The organism is Streptomyces sp. NPDC044033 (assembly GCF_056434425.1).
The window spans coordinates 57,139-73,803 of the sequence record NZ_JBWKFF010000008.1 but is presented as its reverse complement, the minus strand read 5'-3'; the positions used below and the strand labels follow the sequence as shown (position 1 = coordinate 73,803).

The following is a 16,665-nucleotide window of genomic DNA, read 5'->3' as shown; positions in this document are numbered from 1 at the left end:
CGATCAGGCGTGCGGCGAAGCGTCTAGCGCTCGGTCGTGCGACGCCATCGTGCTCCGTTGACCTGACCCGGCTCACAGCCGATGTGGTAGCGCACCCGGCGCCCGTGCACCCGGCGGGCAGGCGCACGGCAGCCGCGCGGCCGACAGCCGCGAGCCAACCGTGCGTACGCGCCCATGGCTGCTCAGCCCCGCCCGTGCCGGATCGCCGGGTGCGAGCCCGCGGCGACGAGGTCGGCGACGGCGGTCCTGGGGTCGCGGCCGGTGACCAGAGACTCGCCGACCAGGACGGCGTCCGCGCCGTCGTTGGCGTAGGCGATGAGGTCGTGCGGGCCGCGCACGCCGGACTCGGCGATCTTGACGATGTGGTCCGGGATCTCGGGGGCGACGCGGGCGAAGTTGTCCCGGTCGACCTCAAGGGTCTTGAGGTTGCGGGCGTTGACGCCGATGATCCGCGCCCCGGCGTCGACGGCGCGCTCGACCTCGTCCTCGTCGTGCACCTCGACGATCGGGGTGAGCCCGATCGACTCGGCCCGCTCGACGAGGGAGACCAGGGCCTCCTGCTCCAGGGCGGAGACGATCAGGAGCGCCAGGTCGGCGCCGTACGCGCGGGCCTCCCAGAGCTGGTAGGCGGTGACGATGAAGTCCTTGCGCAGGACCGGGATGTCGACCTTGGCGCGGACGGCCTCCAGGTCGGCGAGGGAGCCGCCGAAGCGGCGCTGCTCGGTCAGCACGCTGATGACGGCCGCACCGCCCGCCTCGTAGTCCGCGGCGAGCCCTGCGGGGTCCGCGATGGCGGCGAGCGCGCCCTTGGAGGGGCTGGACCGCTTGACCTCGCAGATCACGGTGACACTGTCGCCCTTGAGGGCCGCGACACCGTCCCGGGCCTGGCGCGCCTTCGCCGCTCGCTCCTTGAGCTCGTCGAGAGTGACGCGTGCCTGCCGCTCCGCGAGGTCGGCACGGACCCCGTCGATGATCTCGTCGAGCACACTCACGCGAGCGGCCCCCTTCCGGACTGGAGCGAGTAGTCGCGCCGGCGAGGTCAGCTGGTCGAGCTGATCCACCGGGCACTGTCGATGCACGGTCGATGGTATCTGCCGACGGGCCGAGGTCCCGCATCCGGTGGAGGGCACGTCCTCGACCTGGCCCTTCAGAGCCTGTGTCATGGGGCGAGAAAACCCCCGAAGGGCAGGTTCCGCACCAGGGTGAAGATCAGTACGAGCCCGCCGAGCGCCCACCAGTGCCCGGCCCGCAGGGTGAGGGTCACGGCGCGCCCCTGGACCGAGCGCAGCAGCCATACGGTCCAGAAGACCGCGAAGACGGCGTACCCGGCCGTGGCGAGGGCGTTGGCGCCCAGCGCGGCGGCGAGGTCGCCGTGCGCGACGGCGTGGACGCTGCGCAGGCCGCCGCAGCCGGGGCAGTACACACCGGTGTAGCGCAGCAGCGGGCAGGCGGGGTAGTGACCGCTCTCGTTGGGGTCGACCGCGCCGACGTAGACGAAGGCGGCGGCGAGCCCGGCGGCGACGCCGAGCGGCGCCGAGAGCCGGCGCGTGAGGGACTCGGGGGCTGCGGCGCGGTGCGCGGGTTCCTCGGTCACACCGCCGAGTCTCCTCCTTCGACCGCGAACGCTCACCGCGAACGCTCGCCGCGCGCTGTCACCGTGCACTGTCACCGCGAAGGCGCGGCTCAGGGCTGAGTACGTACGTCCGTACGGGCCCGGGCCGCGCCTGCGAGTGGTGCGGGGGTGCTGCTGGAGGAGCGGAGCGCCGCGGCGGTCAGCTCTGGGTCTGGGTCCGCGGGGTGGCGTTCCGCTTGGGCTGGCCGAGGCCCGCCGCGCGCATGCCGAGGCCCACGATGCCGCCGATGGCGATGACCACGATTCCGGCCCAGAAGCCGAGCGGCATCGCCATCACCGTGAAGGCGCCGGAGACGCAGAAGCCGATGAAGGCGATGATGACACCGGTCCAGGCGGCCGGGGTGTGTCCGTGGCTGGTTCCCGCCATGAGTACTCCTCATTGCTGTGTTGCGCCTGGTTCCGGGCGCGACGAACGCTCGGATGCATTGTCTCTCGACGCGCTCGCTCCCGGACGACCGGGGTCGGTCTGTCAGTTCCGCGTGTCCTCGGTGGGGTCCTCGCCGCGGTCCATGGCCTTCCACAGCTCCTCGGGCCGTTCCGGGTCCGGGGCGGTGCGGGGGCGGCGCGGGCGGGGGGCGCCGTCGCGCTCGTACCGGCCGGACATCGCGGGCCAGTGGCGGCCGTAGCGCAGCGCGAGGAGCCCGGCGAGGAGGAGCAGCACGCCACCCGCGAGGGCGACCCACGGCCAGCCGGTGGAGCTGACGTCCTGGATGGTGGCGTTGGTCAGGCCGCTCGCCTTGGCGGCCTTGGCCTGGAGGGCGGCGGTGTCGAAGGCGCCGGCCGCCGAGGCGGCCACGACTCCGGCGCCGCACAGGGTGAGCAGCCCGGCGACGACGGTCCGGCCGACGCGGCGGACGGCGAAGACCGCGACCAGGGCGGCGAGCCCGACGATCGCGAGCGCGCCGGGCAGCCCGGTGATGTCCTGGCCGCTCGCCTGCTGGTCGACGGTGCCGCCGGCGACGGAGGCGGTGCCGTTGGCCCAGACGCGGCCGGAGGCGACGAGGGCGAGCGCCGCGCCGAGCGCGCCGAAGAACAGGGCGACGGCGATGCTGCGCCGGCCCCTGCGCACGGAGGCGGCGGAGGGCTCGGCGTGGACTCGGGGGTGGGGAACGGCTGCACTCACATCCACCACTATCCCTCGCGGCGGCGCGTGGGACACACGCGGGGGCGGCCGGGGCGTGCCGAGCGCGGGCCCCGACCAGTGCGCCGGGGCCGCCGGTCGGGTCGGCCGGGGCCGCCGGTCGGGTCAGTCGGCCCCGCCCGCCGGATCACCCGGGGCCGCCCGCCTGGTCGGCCGGCGCGCCTGCCGGGTCAGTCGCGCTGGCGCGCGAGGCGGTTGGCGGAGGCTACGGCCCGCAGTACGGCGGCCGCCTTGTTGCGGCACTCGGCGTCCTCGGCGGCCGGGTCCGAGTCCGCGACGACGCCCGCGCCGGCCTGTACGTACGCCGTGCCGTCGCGCAGCAGCGCCGTGCGGATCGCGATGGCCGTGTCGGAGTCCCCGGCGAAGTCGAGGTAGCCCACACATCCGCCGTACAGGCCGCGCTTGCTCGGCTCCAGCTCCTCGATGATCTGGAGCGCGCGGGGCTTGGGCGCGCCGGAGAGGGTGCCCGCCGGGAAGCAGGCGGTGAGCACGTCGAAGGCGGTGCGGCCGGGCGCGAGCCGGCCGGTCACGGTGGAGACGATGTGCATGACGTGGCTGTAGCGCTCGATCGACATGAAGTCGACGACCTCGACGCTGCCCGGCTCGCAGACCCGCCCCAGGTCGTTGCGGCCGAGGTCCACGAGCATCAGGTGCTCGGCGCGCTCCTTGGGGTCGGCCAGCAGCTCGTCGCCGAGGGCCGCGTCCTGCTGCGGGGTCGCGCCGCGCGGCCTGGTGCCGGCGATGGGGTGCACCATGGCGCGCCCGCCCTCGACCTTGACCAGCGCCTCGGGGCTGGAGCCGACGACGTCGAAGCCGTCGAGGCGCAGCAGGTACATGTACGGGCTGGGGTTGGTGGCGCGCAGCACCCGGTAGACGTCCAGCGCGGACGCCTCGCAGGGGGTTTCGAAGCGCTGCGAGGGGACGACCTGGAACGCCTCGCCCGCGCGGATGCGCTCCTTGATGTCCTCGACGGCCTTCATATACGTCTCGCCGCCCCACAGGGCGGTGTACTCGGGCAGTTCGGAGGGCGGCAGCACGGCGGGTTTGGTGTGTACGGGCCGTACGAGGTCGGCGGCCATCGCGTCGAGGCGGGCGACGGCGTCGGCGTACGCCTCTTCGATGCCGGTGTCGAGGTCGTTGTGGTTGATCGCGTTGGCGATCAGCAGGACGGTGCCGTTCCAGTGGTCGAGCACGGCCAGGTCCGAGGTGAGCAGCATGGTCAGCTCGGGCAGCCGCAGGTCGTCGCGGGTGCTGTCCTCGATCTTCTCCAGCCGCCGGACGATGTCGTAGCCGAGGTAGCCGACCATGCCGCCGGTGAAGGGCGGCAGCCCGGCGCCCTCGATCAGGTCGCGCGGGGTGTGCAGGGCCTCGATGGTGGCGCGCAGGGCGTGCAGCGGGTCGCCGTCGGTGGGGACGCCGACGGGCGGCGTGCCGAGCCAGTGCGCCTGCCCGTCGCGCGCGGTGAGGGTGGCGGCGCTGCGGACTCCGATGAAGGAGTAGCGGGACCACGTGCGGCCGTTCTCGGCCGACTCCAGGAGGAAGGTGCCGGGGCGCTCGCCGGCGAGCTTGCGGTAGAGGCCGACAGGGGTGTCGCCGTCGGCGAGGAAGCGCCGGGTGACGGGGATGGCCCGGCGGTCCCGCGCGAGCGTCCGGAAGGTGTCGAGGTCAGGTGTGACGTCACCCGTGGTCGTGGCAGCCATGGCAGCGGAGCCTACTGGCCCAGGGGCAGGACATCGGCATCGAAGCAGGTCCGGTCGCCGGTGTGGCAGGCCGCGCCGACCTGGTCGACCTTGACGAGGATCGTGTCGGCGTCGCAGTCGAGGGCCACGGACTTGACGTGCTGGACGTGGCCGGAGGTGTCGCCCTTGACCCAGTACTCCTGGCGGCTGCGGCTCCAGTAGGTGCAGCGGCCGGTGGTCAGGGTGCGGTGCAGCGCCTCGTCGTCCATCCAGCCGAGCATGAGCACCTCGCCGGTGTCGTACTGCTGGGCGATGGCGGGGACCAGGCCGTCGGCGTCGCGCTTGAGGCGGGCGGCGACGGCGGGGTCGAGCGCGGAGGGGCCGCCGGGGCGGGTAGTACCGGTCATGGGTCCATTCTGCCGCGTCACCGGAGCCCCCCGGCCGCCTGCCGCCCCCTCCCGGCCGGACGGGCCGCCCACCGGGTTGTCAGTGGTGTACGGCATGCTTCGGCCATGACGCTTCCGCCTCCGCCGAACTCCTCTCAACCACCGGGCGCCGATGGTGGTTTCGGTCCGCCGCCGCAGGGGTTCGGGCCGCCCGAGCCGCAGGGCGGCCACGACCAGGGGCCGGGCCCCGGTCCGGTCCAGGGGTACGGGCCGGCGCCTGCTCAGGGGTACGGACCGGGGTACGGGCAGGCGCCCGCGCCGGGGTACGGGCAGGGGCAGGGGTACGGCCAAGGGCCGGGGTACGGGCCGGAGCCGGGGTACGGGCAGCAGTTCCCGGGGCCGCCGCCTCCGCCGCTGCCGTCTTCGGGCGGTCCGGGGGGTTCGGGCGGTTCAGGCGGTTCGGGCGGCAACGGCGCGAAGATCGCGGCGATCGTCGTCGCCGCGGTGCTGGTCGCTGGGCTGGTCGTGACAGGTGTCGTCCTCACCAGCGGGGACGGCAAGAGCAACAAGGCAGCGGGCGGCGGACCGTCCGCTTCCTCTTCTTCCTCCCCCACGGCCTCCCCTTCAGGCCCTTCGTCGGGTTCGGACGGCGGTGTGGGGGCGCCGTTGCAGGGGGCGCCGGGCCAGGGGGAGGACGGCTCCCAGCCCTCGGATTCGGGCTCGGGCTCGGATTCCGACTCGGCGGGGAGCCCGGCCGACGGGCAGGTGGGATATGTGGAGTTGAAGCCCGGCGAGTGCTTCGACCACCCCGGTCTGGACAGCGCCGTGAAGCGGATAGAGGTCCGCTCGTGCGCCAGTCCCCACGACGGTGAGGTCATCGCGAACGAGACGCTGACCGGCACGTTCACAACGGACAAGGAGCTTCAGGCCAAGGCCCTGTCGATGTGCAAGGCGGACGCGGGCAAGCGCATGCACTCCATAGGCGCCGACGGGCGCACGTATTACTACTACGCCCTCTTCCCGTCCGAGGCGACCTACGCCCAGCAGGGCAAGGACCAGGTCTCCTGCTCCCTGACGCTGAGCGACAGGCCGGGCGGCAAGAAGCTGACCGAGGCGCTGCCGGGGTAGCCGGGACGTCGTGTGGCGGGAGGGGTACGGGCCGGGCGCGGCGGCGTGGCACCGGGCCCGTACCGGTCGTAGGCTTGCCGCATGTCGACCCACGCGAAGCGCGAACGCCTGCTACTGGCCGATCTGTTGGAGACGTCGGGGCCCGAGTCCCCGACCCTGTGCGCGGGGTGGACCGCCCGGGAGCTCGCCGCGCACGTGGTGGTGCGGGAGCGGCGCGCGGACGCGGCGGGCGGCATCCTGATCAAGCCGCTGGCCCGGCGCCTGGAGCGGGTGCAGGCCGAGTTCGCGTCGAAGCCGTACCAGGAGCTGATTCAGCTCATCCGCACCGGCCCGCCACGCATGTCGCCGTTTTCGCTCAAGCAGATCGACGAGGCGTCCAACACCGTCGAATTCTACGTGCACGCCGAGGACGTGCGCCGCGCCGCCCCGGAGTGGACGCCACGCGAACTCGACCCGGTCTTCGAGGACGCGCTCTGGTCCCGGCTGGAGCGGATGGCGCGGGTACTGGGCCGCAAGTCCCCCGTCGGCCTGGTGCTGCGGCGGCCGGACGGCCGGACAGCGGTGGCGAACCGTTCCACGCCGGTCGTCACGATCACCGGGGAGCCGGGCGAGCTGACACTCTTCGCCTTCGGCCGCCAGGAAGCCGCGCGCGTGGAGATCGACGGGGACAAGGAGGCCGTGGCGCGGCTCTATGACGCCAAGCTCGGCCTCTGACGGAGCGTCAGTCAGGGGCGCGCCGAGCGCTCCTGACCGGCGATTTCCGTACGGGCGCCCCGGGCAGGCCATGAGCCGCGCGCGGGCGCTATGGCTCGTACGCCCATGAGCCTGGCACGGCCCCGCACCCGTCCCACGTGGATCCTGGCGTTCCTGCACACCGGGATCACCGATGCCGGCTCCGAAGGCACCAACCGGGTCATCAAGACCGTCGCCCGCGACGCCTACGACTTCCGCAGCCCCGTCACCCAGCAGCACCTACGCACGCTCTGCGCAACCACCCGGCGAGCCCGTGGGCACCGTCGACGCCCGCTAATTTCGTTGAGCCCGCGCCTGTGATCGTGTTGGCTGGCGGCGCCGAACTGTCGGTACCGCTGGTGTCCGCTTGGCTGTAGCAGGGAGCTGAACGTGCAGGACCTTGCCGTCGATCCCGGTGCCCATAATCGGGCAGCCTGGGACAGGTATGTCCAGGAGGGCAACGAATGGTCGAGGCCGGTGAGTGCTGAGGATGTCGAGCGCGCCCGCATGGGCGACTGGTCGATTGTTCTCAGCGGGCGTGAGCCGGTCGACCGCTCCTGGCTGCCGACGGACCTGACCGGCAAGGACGTGTTGTGCCTGGCCTCCGGCGGCGGCCAGCAGGGTCCGATCCTCGCCGCCGCAGGGGCGCGGGTCACCGTGTTCGACAACTCGCCCCGTCAGCTCGGCCAGGACCAGATGGTGGCGGCGCGGGACGGACTTGAGCTGCGCACCGTCCTGGGTGACATGCGCGACCTCGGCGCCTTGGGCGACGCGGCATTCGATGTGGTGTTCCAGCCGGTCTCGAACCTGTTCGTACCCGACTTGGCACCGGTGTGGCGCGAGTGCTTCCGCGTCCTGCGGCCGGGCGGAACTCTGCTCGTGGGCTTCCTCAACCCTGATGTGTACTTGTTCGACCACGAGGCGCTCGACGAGCGCGGCGAGCTGATCGTCGTGCACAAGCTGCCCTATAGCGATGTCACGCAGTACTCCGCCGAGGAACGCGCCACGAAGTTCGGCGCGGATGCCCCTCTTGAATATAGCCACACCCTCACCGACCAGATCGGCGGGCAACTCGCCGCGGGGTTCGTCCTCACCGGCTTCACGGAAGCACCGGACCAATCGAATGCATCCGCCCCATACATGTCGACCTATTTTGCGACGCTGGCGGTCAAGCCAGGCTGACCCAGCAGCAGCGCCGGCCGATAGGCCGTGAACAACCAAATACCATTCGAAGATTGGCTACTGATTTATTCGATATGGCCAATCTCCGACTGACCAAATGGCAGGGCTTGATCAAATTCCGCAGGTGTCCGGGGCGTTGCTGATGCCCAGGATGGGGAGCGCCGGCCGGTCTGCGTGCGGCGTGTGGTGTCGTTCTTCTTCGCGCCGACCTCGCCTGGGCGAGGGTCACGACGGTGCCGTGAGTGACCGCGGAGAGCAGGTGCCGGCGCGTCGCGGTGAGGCGGGCTGATCCCTTGAGTGCTTTGCCGTCGACAGCGATCACGCGGGGCCGCCCGGACGCGGAGGGCGACGGCGCCGGGACGGGTTCGGTGGCGGCGCAGTGCCGGTCGGCTCGTGGATGAGTGGGGCGGAGGTTCACCGTCTCGGAACACCTGGTCGGTGGCTGAACCGTCTGTCTCATGGAACGGCCTTCACAACAGCGGCGAGCTCAGCATGCGGCAGTGACGCACGAGGCGATTGTCGATGCAGCCAGGCGCCTCTTCGCGGAGCGAGGGTATTTCGCCACCACGATCCAGGACATCGCCAAGCTCGCGGACCTTTCTCCTCCTGGCCGGCATGGTGTGCCGGTCGGCGATGCTGAGAATCCTGAAGTCCTCTCCGGAACTGCTCGACGAGGGGGACGGTCCGGGAACCCGGCGGAGGATCGAGGACTCGTACACCGAGAGCTACCTCAACGTCATAGCGCTGGTCGTCGCCTTCGCCCTCGCCGTACCCGCGCTGCAGTACTACAGCTTGCTTCTGCTGCTCGTGCCGGAACGCGTGCGCCTCCGACGCCGGCGTACCGCCCGCTGAAGCCCGAGCCCGCGAGGGCCTCCCGGCCGCGCCGTACGGTCACGCCCTGGTCGAGTACGGCACGCTCGGCGGGTTCCAACTCGGCGGCGCGCAGTCCGTCGTAGGCCGGTTCCCGTTGGAGGTCTCGCTGGAGTTCGCCGGCGGCGGCGAGTGTCTGCACCATGAACTTCACGGTGGGCAGCGGCCCACCGGTGCGCGGGCGGCGGGCGGTGAGGTCCATCGCGGAGAACGCGCCGTCGTGGATGCGCAGGGCGAGCCGGTCGCGGTGGAGGACGTCGAGAACGTCGAGGATGCGCTCGGCGCCACGTACGAGGCGGCACATTTCGGAGATGTGCACGGCGTCGCCCGGCCGCGCGTACGTCAGCAGCTCGCTGAACTTCGGCCGCTGGAGCGGGTGGAGGCGGCTGGAGGTGCCCGGGTCCCCCTCGAAGACGGCCGGGTCCTCGATCCCCGCGGATTGCACGGGTTCATCGGACGCGTCGGCCGCCTGTCGTCAAACGGCAGCGATGCGTGAACCGCCAACGCTCTGCCTTCAGTCGGTGAGCGCGCGCACTATCTGGTCGAGGTCTTCCAGAAGTCCGGTCAGGCGTTCCTCGGGGATCGCCTCGATCATGCGCGCCTCGACGGCGTAGACGGCCCCCTGTGCCGAGCCCAGCCGGTGTCGCCCTTCGTCGGTGAGGGCGGTGGGGCGGGCCCGGCCGGTTTCCACCGTGGCGGGCCGAGTGAGCAGACCCGCGCCCTGGAGTCCGCGCAGGACCACGTTCATCGACTGGCGGGTGACGAAGGTGACGCGGGCGAGGTCCGCGTTGGACAGGCCGGGCCGTGCGGCGAGGACTTCGAGGCAGGCGTACTGCGGGACGGTCAGCCCGTGCCCGCGCAGCGCCTGGTCCATGGCGCCGCGCAAGGCGGTGTGGGCGCGCTTGAGTCGGTATCCCACGTGGTCGAGCACATCCTCGGCAGGGTGGGGCAAGGGGGCCCGTGGATGCGAACTGTCCTTCATGTCCATATTTTGACACCTGTCAGGTCGGGGTCTAACGTCGAGTATGTCAAAGTCCTGACATTGAACGAGGAGAGCACCATGCCCGTCAGCATCGATGGCCCCGACTTCATCGCCCTCAAGGTCCGTGACCTGGAGGCGGCCGCGGAGTTCTGCGAGAAGAACCTCGGCCTGACCCGTACCCCCGCCTCGCCCCCCGGCGCGGTCGTCTTCGACACCAAGCCGGTCCCGATGGCCGTACGCGAACCGCTGCCCGGCACCGACCTGGACTCCGGCCGCCCCGGCCTCGGCGTCGCCCTGTGGTTCGCCACCCCCGACACCCAGGCCCTGCACGACCAGCTCACCGCCAACAGCGTCGAGATCCTCACCCCGGTCACGGACAGCCCGTTCGGCCCGATGTTCTCCTTCGTCGGACCCGAGGGCTACGTCCTGACCGTCCACCAGGCGCGCTGACCGTGCCCGCCGCCTCCTTCACGCCCCAGGGCCCGTTCTCACTGGCCGCCTCCATCCAGTTCCTGGAGGGTTTCACCCCCGCCTCCTACGACCACGCTCCCGACGGAGTACTCCGGCTGGCCTTCCCCGCCGACGACGGCCACTCCGTCATCGGATGCGCCCTGCGGCAGAAGGAGACGGCGGACGCCGCCGGAACCGTCCACGCCGAATACACCGTTCATGTAGACGGCAAGGCCGCAGAGCCCGGTACGGGCACGTCGGCCGCCAAGGCGGTACGGGCCCAGATCGCCCGCATCCTCTCCCTCGACACCGACGCCACCGGCTTTCCCGCCCTCGGGGACGGCGACCCGGTCGCCGCCGGGCTCCAGGCGGCGTTCCCGGGCCTGCGGCCGGTGCTCTTCTACTCCCCGTACGAGGCAGCCGCCTGGACGATCATCGGCAACCGCATCCGCAGGACCCAGGCTGCCCGCATCAAAGCCCGCCTCGCCGAGGAGTACGGCCAGGCCGTCGACGTCGCGGGCCGGCAGCTGCACGCCTTCCCCACCCCGGGTGAGCTGCGCCGGATCGACAGCGTTCCCGGCCTGACCGATATCAAGGTCGAGCGCCTGCACGCGCTGGCCGACGCGGCTCTCGACGGACGCCTCGACGCCGCCCGCCTCCGCGACCAGCCCGCCGAGTTCGCTCTCACCGACCTCAGGGAACTACCCGGCATCGGCCCTTTCTCCGCCGAGCTGATCCTCATCCGCGGCGCCGGGCACCCCGATGTCTTCCCCGTAGCCGAGCCCCGCGTCCACCAAGCCATGGCCGCCGCATACGGCCTCGACCGCCTCGACCCCGCCACGGCCACCGACACCACCCGCCTCGCCAAGATCGCCGATGCCTGGCGCCCCTACCGCAGCTGGGTCGCACTCCTCCTGCGCGCCCACGCACAAGACCACCCCGCCTTCCGCTAATGAACGCTGACCGTTCGCACAACCGGTGGGCCGACGGGCGACCGTCGCCCCGAAGCCACGGCCGATTCACCGGCGGGGGTGCACGGACCCGGCATGGTGCGGACGGACGGTCAGATCCAGGTCGAGGCACCGGTTCATGTCGAGTTCGAACCGTCCGCACGACGGTCGAGGCCCGGGTGAGCACGATGGCTGTCAGCTGGTCGTCTACCCGGCGGGGGCGGGCCGGTACTCGGCGGGGGCGGGCCGGTCGTCCTCCGGGGCGCGCCACCGGTTCGCCCCCACCGCCCAGATCTCCCACCGGCGCACCGCGTCCCGCAGCGCGATCACCAATCCCAGTTGGACGGGAAGCGCAGAACCGCACCCCAGGCTCATCACGTGCTGCTATATGACGGGTAACGGCAGCTTCCCGAGAACAGGGCAGGTTCAACGGGGCAGGTCAGCGCGGCAGTTCGGCCCGGCGCAGCGAGGGGGTGAGCAGGCCGATCGCCGCGCCGCTCACGATGACCGCCGCGCAGACCGTGAACACCGGCGCGGGGCCCCAGGCGCCGACCGCCGCGCCCGTCAGCGGATAGCTGAGGGGTGCGGTGCCGACGGTGAAGAGCATGGCGACGGAGGTGACCCGGCCCAGGTGTTCGGGGGCGGCCTCGGTCTGCATCAGGGCGCCGGACAGGGTGCCGCTGAGCCCCGCCGTCAGCCCCACGACCACGCCGGCCGTGACAGCTGCCGCGAGCGTCGGCACGTACGCGAGCGCGGCGACGGCAACCGCTCCGGCGGTCAAGCAGCAGGAGAACAACAGCCCGGCCCGCCCCAGTCGGCCGCGCACGGCGAGCAGCAGTGCGGCTACGCCCGCGCCCAGTCCGAAACCGGCGATGACCCAGCCCAAGCCGGACGCGCCCCAGCCCCGCTCCTGGACGAGCAGGGCCAGGCCGACGTTCATCGGCCCGCTGAAGCCCAGTTCGCCGACGGCCATGGCGACGACCAGTGGGCCGAGCAGCCGGTGGCGCCTGATGTAGCGCAGCCCGTCGGTCAGGTCGTGCCAGGGGGTGGTGGGGGTCTTCCCGGCCGCGTCGGCGGGGAGCGGGGCGACGCGTACGGCCAGGAGCAGGCCAAGCGATCCGGCGAAGAACACCCCGGCCGCGGCGAAGGCCGCCGCCGAACCGCCGAGCGCGACCGCGAGGCCGCCGAGCGGTGCGCCTGCGATCAGGGCCGTACGCGAGGCCATCCCGCGCATCCCTTGGACGCGCGCCAGTTGGCCGGGGGTGGTGATGCGCGGCGGCAGCGCGCCGACGACGGGCATGAACAGGGCGTCGACCGCCCCGAAGACCAGCGCTATCGCCGCCAGCGCCCAGAGCCCGGGGGTGGCGAGCGCCAGCAGTCCGGCCGCGGCGAGGATCACGACGCAGCGCACAAGGTCGCTGCCGATCACCACCCGGCGCGGCCCGAGCCGGTCGGCCACCACTCCCCCGCCCAGCATCAGCACGGCCCGCGGCACGGCGCCGATCGCCAGCACGAACCCGACCTGTGAGGGCCCGCCGGTCTGGGTCGCCGCCCAGGACAGGGCGACGAAGTAGACGGTGTCACCGAGGAGCGAAGCGATGTAAGCGGCGAGCCAGCGCAGGACGTTGGGGTCCCGGTGCGCGGGCCGCTCGGCGGCGGGGTTCGGCGCGGGGGCCGCCGGGGCCCATGCCTCTAACGGTCCGGCCGGGCCCGCCTGGTCTCGTGCCGGGTTGCTCGCGGGCGCGGTCACTGGCGGAAGGGGAAGCCGTAGACGTGCAGCGCCACGTTCTCGCGTCCTTCGGTATCGCCCGCTTCCTCGGCGGCGCGGCTGTGCTCGGACCACCGCTTCGCCAGGGCGTGCATCTCGTCGTTGAGCCGCGCCAGTTCCTCGGCGGTCAGCCGGGGCAGGAACTCGGAGCTGAAGGCCGCGGAGCGCCACGCCTGCGGCCAGGCGGACTGCTCGTCCAGATACCGCTCGTACATCTCGTTCCTCTGCCGGAAGAGCGTCCGGGAGAACGCCGCGTGCGCGGCAACGCTCTCCGGCGCGTCCCGGAAGTCCTGGTCCCTGACGCTCACCCCGCCGGTCGCCATCTGCCACCAGCGCTCGCGCCCGTCGGCGCTCTGCGGCTCGGCCTCCTCGATCAGCCCGTGGGCGGCGAGTTTGCGCAGGTGGTAGCTGACGAGCGAGACCGCTTCGTCGACCGTTTCGGCCAGTTGGGAGGCGGTGGCGGTACGAGCCACGGTCAACGCGCGGTAGAGCTTCATGCGGAGCGGGTGGGCGAACGCCTTGAGCGTGTCCAGGTCGGCGATCCGCTGCATCTCGGGGTTGGTCATGGCCGTAACGCTAGATAGGAAAGGAAAGTTGCGCAATAAAAATTGCACTTCTTCCGCACATCCCGCCGGGCCTGCGTGGCAGTAACCGGCGGGGTGGCGGAGCAGCGGGAGCGTCAGGGACGGACGACGGCGACGATCAGCGCGAACGCGAGCACGCTCACGAACGAAGCCGTCGTCACAGCGAGCGCGGAGACTCGGGCCAGGGTCACTGCTCGCCGCCGCTCGTAGGCCGGGACGGGAGTACGAGCCGGGTCGGCCCCGTCTCACCGATGACCGAGCGGCCCTTGCGCCCCTCCGGCGGCGCCATCGTCACGTAGTCGGTGACAGTCCGGCAGTAGTCGGTATGGCCCGTCTCCTCGGTATGGCGGCGCATCCATTCCTCGACCCACTCCAGGCCGCCGGAACGGATCATCTCGCCGCAGCCACTCCCCTTGCCGGGTTCTTGGCCGGTGACGCAGTCGGCACGGTAGTCGGGCCGCGTCAGCGGATCCGGCGTGATCTTCCACGGTACGTACCGGTAGTACCGATAGCCGCGACTCATCGGTGCCTCCTCATGATCTGTTCGGCCTCAGGGCCGAGAAGTCGCCGGAGAAGCCGGCTCTCGTCCGGCTTTCCCGTGGCGGTTTCGATGTCCTTGATCCGCAGCGCGATTCGCCGCAACGCCGCGCTGTAGTGACCGGGTTCGGCGCATCGGGTCATCACGGCGTCATGCACCCGCCGCCGACTGGGCCACACGGCGCGCACCGGGCGGGAGAACTGTCCGTACAGCGACCACCAACGCGCGGCCTCGCACCAGGCCCTGCGGAGTCGACGCCGTACGGGAGGCCGCCTCACCGTCCGTCCCCGTTCCTCGGGTCACTGACGTCGCGCGCGGTCAGCTTGACGTCCGTATCGGCCTTGCCCCGCCCTTTACGGTGCTCGGGACATTGGCACGGCGGAAACGCGATGGAGCCGGGCAGAAGGTCCGCCCCATCCGCAGCCTCACTCGACCACCCGTACACGGCCGCCGACTTGGGGACGACGAGCGTCCCATTGATGCCCCGCTCAGCCATCAACCGGGACAGCGCCACCCGCGCCCGGCTCCTCACGAGAACAGCCACTTCATGCGGCCCAACTCGGTCCGTACGCGCGCCAGTACGGTCCGGTCGGTGCGGCACTCACTCGCGGCCGGCCAGTCCGCCGGCGCTATGGCCCACGCACCACCGGCGCGGAGCATTGCGTCAACAACATTACCTTCGACCCCCGTTGGGGTGTTTTCACCCCAACGGGCATGACGGATTGTGGGATGGTTCTTTCCAGCCACCATCGCTCCTCTCCGTAGTGGTTCCACTACTAAGGGAGTTCATCGTGGCCCGAATTCGGGGACTCTTCAACTAATCGGGAGCGAAGGAAGGGACAGGTGACGACATGGTCAACCGCAAGGAATTGAACCCCGAGCGCAGCCCGCGAGAAGCGTACGGAGCCCGTGTACGCAGGCTGCGGGAGGAGCGCGGGTGGAGCCAGGAAGATCTGGCCGGGAAGACGGAGTACTCCAGTCAGCACATTTCAGCGGTCGAAACTGGCCGGAAACCGCCAACCCTCCCGTTCTCGCGCCAGATTGACATCGCGTTCGGTACCACCGACTCCGCCGATTCGTTCGAACGCGAGTGGCGCGACATTCGGCATGGCGCGTTGCTGGAGGGGTTCCCGGAGTACGTCGCGCACGAGGGCCGGGCGGTGGAGATCCGGCTGTACGAAATCGGGATCATCCCCGGACTGTTGCAGACACCGGCCTACGCACGGGTGCTGGCAGACAGCGCCGTACGACGGGGAGCAATCACTCCTGAGCAAGGAGCCGAACGAGTCTCGTTCCTGGCGGAGCGACAAGGGGCTCTAGAGCGGCAACGGCCACCCATGATGTTCGTGGTGATGGACGAAAGCTGCATCCGACGGCCCATCGGCGGTCGCGAAGTCATGAACGCCCAGCTCGAATGGTTGGCTGAGTTCGCGAGCCTTCCCACCACGATGCTGCAAGTGGCACCGTTCGACATAGGCGAGCGCAGGCCGTTCGACCTGCCAGTTAACTTGCTGACGATGTCTGACCGGTCGGTCGTCGCCTATGCCGAGTCGCAAGCTCAAGGACACTTGGACCGCGAGACCGCATCCGTGCTGCCCATGCTGACGGCCTACCATCAGCTACAGGCCGAATCACTCTCCCAGGCCGCTTCCGTGGCCGTTATTGAACAGGTACGAAAGGGCACCCCATGACCGATGAATCCGCCACTCCCCACTGGTACAAATCCTCCTACAGCAACAACGGCGGTAACTGCATAGAGATCGCCACCAACCTCACCGACACACACCGCGTCGTCCCCATCCGCGACAGCAAAAACCCCCACGGCCCCGTGCTCACCGTCTCGCCGGACGCATGGGGCGAGTTCGTCGCCTTCACCGTCGGCCGCGACGCCTGAGCAACACGAAAGGGCGCCCCGTGACACCCACCGAATCCCCCCGCTGGTACAAATCCTCCTACAGCAGCAACGGCGGCGACTGCATAGAGATCGCCACCAACCTCGCCGACACACACGGCATCGTCCCCATCCGCGACAGCAAAAACCCCTACGGCCCCGCCCTCACGGTCCCGCCGAACGCGTGGCGCGCCTTCGTCGCCTTCACCGTCAGCCGCGACGCCTGAGCCACACGAAAGGGCACCCCCGTGACACCCACCGAATCCCCCCAGTGGTTCAAGTCCTCCTACAGCAGCAACGGCGGTAACTGCCTAGAGATCGCCACCAACCTCACCGACACACACCACGCCATCCCCATCCGCGACAGCAAAAACCCACACAGCCCCGCCCTCACGGTCTCACCGGACGCGTGGCGCGCCTTCCTCGCCTTCACCACCGAACACGACGCCTGACCAACACGAAAGGGCACTCTGTGGCACCCACCAGATCCCCCCGTTGGTTCAAATCCTCGTACAGCGACAACGGCGGCAACTGCCTAGAAATCGCTACCAACCTCACCGACACACACGGCATCGTCTCCATCCGCGACAGCAAAAACCCGCACGGCCCCGCCCTCACGGTCCCGCCGAACGCGTGGCGCGCGTTCATCGCCTTCACCATCGGCCGCGACGCCTGAGCAACACGCCCCACGGACGACAATCCGGAAGAGCCCCGTACCCGCCGCCCCACCCCGGGGAAACGAATACGGGGC

General features: G+C 70.9%; 24 protein-coding genes and 1 pseudogene. 12 read left to right on the top strand and 13 right to left on the bottom strand.

Annotated features, from left to right (window positions below):
• Window positions 1-23 precede the first annotated feature (23 nt).
• The 7 genes from trpM to hisI all read right to left on the bottom strand — a co-directional run bounded on the left by trpM (window position 24) and on the right by hisI (window position 4,860).
• Window positions 24-176 carry a tryptophan biosynthesis modulator TrpM gene (gene trpM / locus AC07AB_RS16455; protein WP_478566530.1) on the bottom strand — a complete coding sequence of 51 codons (153 nt, stop codon included), beginning with the start codon at window positions 174-176 and terminating at the stop codon, window positions 24-26.
• 6 nt (window positions 177-182) lie between these two features.
• On the bottom strand, window positions 183-992 hold the full coding sequence (gene trpC, locus AC07AB_RS16450) for an indole-3-glycerol phosphate synthase TrpC (protein ID WP_478566527.1): 810 nt from the start codon (window positions 990-992) through the stop codon (window positions 183-185).
• A gap of 167 nt (window positions 993-1,159) precedes the next feature.
• The gene (locus AC07AB_RS16445) at window positions 1,160-1,594 is read right to left on the bottom strand and encodes a DUF2752 domain-containing protein (protein WP_478566524.1); all 435 of its coding nucleotides are present in this window, start codon (window positions 1,592-1,594) and stop codon (window positions 1,160-1,162) included.
• Between the two features lie 178 nt (window positions 1,595-1,772).
• Complete coding sequence (locus tag AC07AB_RS16440) at window positions 1,773-2,000, bottom strand: HGxxPAAW family protein (RefSeq protein ID WP_478566522.1); 228 nt, start codon at window positions 1,998-2,000, stop codon at window positions 1,773-1,775.
• Window positions 2,001-2,102: 102 nt separating this feature from the next.
• Window positions 2,103-2,762, bottom strand: coding sequence for a TIGR02234 family membrane protein (locus tag AC07AB_RS16435; RefSeq protein WP_478566519.1), 660 nt, complete (start codon window positions 2,760-2,762; stop codon window positions 2,103-2,105).
• Window positions 2,763-2,944: 182 nt separating this feature from the next.
• A complete protein-coding gene (locus tag AC07AB_RS16430) occupies window positions 2,945-4,474 on the bottom strand; it encodes an anthranilate synthase component I (protein ID WP_478566516.1) in 1,530 nt (509 codons plus the stop codon).
• Window positions 4,475-4,485: 11 nt separating this feature from the next.
• Window positions 4,486-4,860, bottom strand: a complete 375-nt coding sequence (hisI, locus tag AC07AB_RS16425; protein ID WP_363133113.1) for a phosphoribosyl-AMP cyclohydrolase — start codon at window positions 4,858-4,860, stop codon at window positions 4,486-4,488.
• 105 nt (window positions 4,861-4,965) lie between these two features.
• On the opposite strand from hisI, the gene AC07AB_RS16420 reads away from it, so the two are divergent.
• The 5 genes and pseudogenes from AC07AB_RS16420 to AC07AB_RS16400 form a co-directional block, all read left to right on the top strand.
• Entirely contained in the window at window positions 4,966-5,967 is a 1,002-nt protein-coding gene (locus AC07AB_RS16420) for a hypothetical protein (RefSeq protein ID WP_478566513.1), read from the top strand.
• An 81-nt stretch (window positions 5,968-6,048) separates the two neighbouring features.
• Window positions 6,049-6,681 carry a TIGR03085 family metal-binding protein gene (locus tag AC07AB_RS16415; RefSeq protein ID WP_478566510.1) on the top strand — a complete coding sequence of 211 codons (633 nt, stop codon included), beginning with the start codon at window positions 6,049-6,051 and terminating at the stop codon, window positions 6,679-6,681.
• A gap of 105 nt (window positions 6,682-6,786) precedes the next feature.
• Window positions 6,787-7,020 (top strand): hypothetical protein, encoded by a 234-nt coding sequence (locus AC07AB_RS16410; RefSeq protein ID WP_478566507.1) that lies wholly within the window; start codon window positions 6,787-6,789, stop codon window positions 7,018-7,020.
• A gap of 69 nt (window positions 7,021-7,089) precedes the next feature.
• On the top strand, window positions 7,090-7,881 hold the full coding sequence (locus AC07AB_RS16405) for a class I SAM-dependent methyltransferase (protein ID WP_478566504.1): 792 nt from the start codon (window positions 7,090-7,092) through the stop codon (window positions 7,879-7,881).
• A 458-nt stretch (window positions 7,882-8,339) separates the two neighbouring features.
• Window positions 8,340-8,447 (top strand): annotated as a pseudogene (locus tag AC07AB_RS16400) (hypothetical protein); the annotation flags it as partial.
• Window positions 8,448-8,617: 170 nt separating this feature from the next.
• Here the strand turns inward: AC07AB_RS16400 and AC07AB_RS16395 are convergent.
• Both AC07AB_RS16395 and AC07AB_RS16390 read right to left on the bottom strand, forming a co-directional pair.
• Window positions 8,618-9,196 (bottom strand): recombinase family protein, encoded by a 579-nt coding sequence (locus AC07AB_RS16395; RefSeq protein ID WP_478566501.1) that lies wholly within the window; start codon window positions 9,194-9,196, stop codon window positions 8,618-8,620.
• Between the two features lie 69 nt (window positions 9,197-9,265).
• The gene (locus tag AC07AB_RS16390; RefSeq protein ID WP_478566498.1) at window positions 9,266-9,733 is read right to left on the bottom strand and encodes a MarR family winged helix-turn-helix transcriptional regulator; all 468 of its coding nucleotides are present in this window, start codon (window positions 9,731-9,733) and stop codon (window positions 9,266-9,268) included.
• A gap of 78 nt (window positions 9,734-9,811) precedes the next feature.
• Here AC07AB_RS16390 and AC07AB_RS16385 point away from each other — a divergent pair, with 78 nt between their 5' ends.
• Complete coding sequence (locus AC07AB_RS16385; protein WP_478566496.1) at window positions 9,812-10,183, top strand: VOC family protein; 372 nt, start codon at window positions 9,812-9,814, stop codon at window positions 10,181-10,183.
• Between the two features lie 2 nt (window positions 10,184-10,185).
• Window positions 10,186-11,136 (top strand): DNA-3-methyladenine glycosylase family protein, encoded by a 951-nt coding sequence (locus AC07AB_RS16380; RefSeq protein WP_478566494.1) that lies wholly within the window; start codon window positions 10,186-10,188, stop codon window positions 11,134-11,136.
• A gap of 204 nt (window positions 11,137-11,340) precedes the next feature.
• On the opposite strand, the gene AC07AB_RS16375 is transcribed toward AC07AB_RS16380, so the two are convergent.
• From AC07AB_RS16375 to AC07AB_RS16360, 4 genes are all read right to left on the bottom strand, one after another.
• The gene (locus AC07AB_RS16375) at window positions 11,341-11,463 is read right to left on the bottom strand and encodes a hypothetical protein (protein WP_478566491.1); all 123 of its coding nucleotides are present in this window, start codon (window positions 11,461-11,463) and stop codon (window positions 11,341-11,343) included.
• Between the two features lie 109 nt (window positions 11,464-11,572).
• The gene (locus AC07AB_RS16370; RefSeq protein ID WP_478567118.1) at window positions 11,573-12,754 is read right to left on the bottom strand and encodes an MFS transporter; all 1,182 of its coding nucleotides are present in this window, start codon (window positions 12,752-12,754) and stop codon (window positions 11,573-11,575) included.
• Between the two features lie 125 nt (window positions 12,755-12,879).
• A complete protein-coding gene (locus AC07AB_RS16365) occupies window positions 12,880-13,467 on the bottom strand; it encodes an ArsR/SmtB family transcription factor (protein ID WP_478566488.1) in 588 nt (195 codons plus the stop codon).
• Window positions 13,468-13,672: 205 nt separating this feature from the next.
• Window positions 13,673-14,008, bottom strand: a complete 336-nt coding sequence (locus AC07AB_RS16360; protein ID WP_478566485.1) for a DUF7848 domain-containing protein — start codon at window positions 14,006-14,008, stop codon at window positions 13,673-13,675.
• Between the two features lie 866 nt (window positions 14,009-14,874).
• Between AC07AB_RS16360 and AC07AB_RS16355 the strand changes: the two genes are divergently transcribed.
• The 5 genes from AC07AB_RS16355 to AC07AB_RS16335 are packed head-to-tail and all read left to right on the top strand — an operon-like array spanning window position 14,875 to window position 16,590.
• Complete coding sequence (locus AC07AB_RS16355; protein ID WP_478566482.1) at window positions 14,875-15,714, top strand: helix-turn-helix domain-containing protein; 840 nt, start codon at window positions 14,875-14,877, stop codon at window positions 15,712-15,714.
• Window positions 15,711-15,917, top strand: coding sequence for a DUF397 domain-containing protein (locus tag AC07AB_RS16350; protein WP_478566479.1), 207 nt, complete (start codon window positions 15,711-15,713; stop codon window positions 15,915-15,917). The genes AC07AB_RS16355 and AC07AB_RS16350 overlap by 4 nt, the downstream gene beginning before the upstream one ends.
• A 20-nt stretch (window positions 15,918-15,937) precedes the next feature.
• On the top strand, window positions 15,938-16,141 hold the full coding sequence (locus AC07AB_RS16345; protein WP_478566476.1) for a DUF397 domain-containing protein: 204 nt from the start codon (window positions 15,938-15,940) through the stop codon (window positions 16,139-16,141).
• 21 nt (window positions 16,142-16,162) lie between these two features.
• Window positions 16,163-16,366, top strand: a complete 204-nt coding sequence (locus AC07AB_RS16340) for a DUF397 domain-containing protein (RefSeq protein ID WP_478566473.1) — start codon at window positions 16,163-16,165, stop codon at window positions 16,364-16,366.
• Between the two features lie 20 nt (window positions 16,367-16,386).
• Complete coding sequence (locus tag AC07AB_RS16335; protein ID WP_478566470.1) at window positions 16,387-16,590, top strand: DUF397 domain-containing protein; 204 nt, start codon at window positions 16,387-16,389, stop codon at window positions 16,588-16,590.
• Window positions 16,591-16,665 lie beyond the last annotated feature (75 nt).

Excerpts from the sequence above, each read along its gene's own strand:
- trpM (WP_478566530.1), bottom strand. The coding sequence starts at position 176 with ATGGGCGCGTACGCACGGTTGGCTCGCGGCTGTCGGCCGCGCGGCTGC.
- AC07AB_RS16440 (WP_478566522.1), bottom strand. The coding sequence starts at position 2,000 with ATGGCGGGAACCAGCCACGGACACACCCCGGCCGCCTGGACCGGTGTC.
- AC07AB_RS16430 (WP_478566516.1), bottom strand. The coding sequence starts at position 4,474 with ATGGCTGCCACGACCACGGGTGACGTCACACCTGACCTCGACACCTTC.
- hisI (WP_363133113.1), bottom strand. The coding sequence starts at position 4,860 with ATGACCGGTACTACCCGCCCCGGCGGCCCCTCCGCGCTCGACCCCGCC.
- AC07AB_RS16420 (WP_478566513.1), top strand. The coding sequence starts at position 4,966 with ATGACGCTTCCGCCTCCGCCGAACTCCTCTCAACCACCGGGCGCCGAT.
- AC07AB_RS16415 (WP_478566510.1), top strand. The coding sequence starts at position 6,049 with ATGTCGACCCACGCGAAGCGCGAACGCCTGCTACTGGCCGATCTGTTG.
- AC07AB_RS16410 (WP_478566507.1), top strand. The coding sequence starts at position 6,787 with ATGAGCCTGGCACGGCCCCGCACCCGTCCCACGTGGATCCTGGCGTTC.
- AC07AB_RS16390 (WP_478566498.1), bottom strand. The coding sequence starts at position 9,733 with ATGAAGGACAGTTCGCATCCACGGGCCCCCTTGCCCCACCCTGCCGAG.
- AC07AB_RS16385 (WP_478566496.1), top strand. The coding sequence starts at position 9,812 with ATGCCCGTCAGCATCGATGGCCCCGACTTCATCGCCCTCAAGGTCCGT.
- AC07AB_RS16365 (WP_478566488.1), bottom strand. The coding sequence starts at position 13,467 with ATGACCAACCCCGAGATGCAGCGGATCGCCGACCTGGACACGCTCAAG.
- AC07AB_RS16360 (WP_478566485.1), bottom strand. The coding sequence starts at position 14,008 with ATGAGTCGCGGCTATCGGTACTACCGGTACGTACCGTGGAAGATCACG.
- AC07AB_RS16355 (WP_478566482.1), top strand. The coding sequence starts at position 14,875 with ATGGTCAACCGCAAGGAATTGAACCCCGAGCGCAGCCCGCGAGAAGCG.
- AC07AB_RS16350 (WP_478566479.1), top strand. The coding sequence starts at position 15,711 with ATGACCGATGAATCCGCCACTCCCCACTGGTACAAATCCTCCTACAGC.